Here is a 1243-nt window from a genome sequence, read left to right as displayed (position 1 = left end):
TCGGCGCGGTCGTCGGCATCTACAGCCTGGCAACGGGCGCCATCACCATCTGACAGGAGACATACATGGCCAAATCCAGTGCGGCGAGTGCGGCGAGCGACACGAAGACCCCAGCCCTCGGCGTTCACTCCGAAGTCGGGCAGCTGCGCAAGGTCATGGTGTGCGCGCCCGGCCGTGCGCATCAGCGACTGACCCCGAGCAATTGCGACGAGCTGCTCTTCGACGACGTGCTGTGGGTGGAGAACGCCAAGCGCGATCACTTCGACTTCGTCACCAAGATGCGCGACCGCGGCGTGGAAGTCCTGGAGATGCACAACCTGCTGGCCGAGACGGTCGCGGTTCCCGAGGGCAAGAAGTGGATCCTCGACAACCAGGTGGTGCCCAACCAGGTGGGCCTGGGCTTCATCGACGAACTGCGCAGCTACCTCGAAGGCCTGAGCAACCGCGAGCTGGCCGAGACGCTGATCGGCGGCCTCTCCACCCATGACTTTCCCGAGGCCCATGGCGGCGAGGCGCTCAAGGTCGCCAAGGAAGCCGCCGGCGGCACCGAGTACCTGCTGCCGCCGCTGCCCAACACGCTCTACACCCGCGACACCACCTGCTGGATCTATGGCGGCGTGACGCTCAACCCGCTCTACTGGCCCGCGCGGCACGAGGAAACCATCCTCACCACCTCGATCTACAAGTTCCATCCCGACTTCGCCGGCAAGGTCAACGTGTGGTGGGGCGATCCGACGCAGGACCACGGCCTGGCCACGCTGGAGGGCGGCGACGTGATGCCGATCGGAAAGGGCGTCGTGCTCATCGGCATGAGCGAGCGCACCTCGCGGCAGGCGATCAGCCAGCTGGCCGCCACGCTCTTCAAGAAGGGCGCGGCGAAGCGCGTGATCGTCGCGGCGATGCCCAAGATCCGTGCGGCGATGCACCTGGACACGGTCTTCACCTTCGCCGATCGCGACTGCGTCCTGCTTGCGCCGGACTTCATGAACAAGACCAGCACCTTCTCGTACTACCCCAGCGAGCACGCGAGCGGGGTCGAGCTACGCAACGAGAAGAAGCCCTTCGTCGACGTGGTGACCGAGGCGCTGGGCCTCAAGAAGATGCGCGTCGTGGAAGCCGGCGGAAGCGACTACCAGCGCGAGCGCACCCAGTGGGACAGCGGCGCGAACCTGGTGTGCGCGTCGCCGGGCGTGGTTTATGCGTATGACCGCAACACGTACACGAACACGCTGCTGCGCAAGCA

The 1243-nt window shown here is 65.9% G+C and carries 1 protein-coding gene; it reads left to right on the top strand.

The window, feature by feature from the left end; genetic code table 11:
* Positions 1–65: 65 nt before the first annotated feature.
* The coding region (locus BLW05_RS35240; protein WP_093169586.1) for an arginine deiminase at positions 66–1243 on the top strand (1178 nt) is incomplete at its 3' end.

It is taken from the genome of Variovorax sp. YR216 (genome assembly GCF_900107745.1).
GTDB lineage: Bacteria > Pseudomonadota > Gammaproteobacteria > Burkholderiales > Burkholderiaceae_C > Variovorax.
Note: the sequence above shows the minus strand (reverse complement) of the source record. Positions and strands in the feature narration are given on the sequence as shown.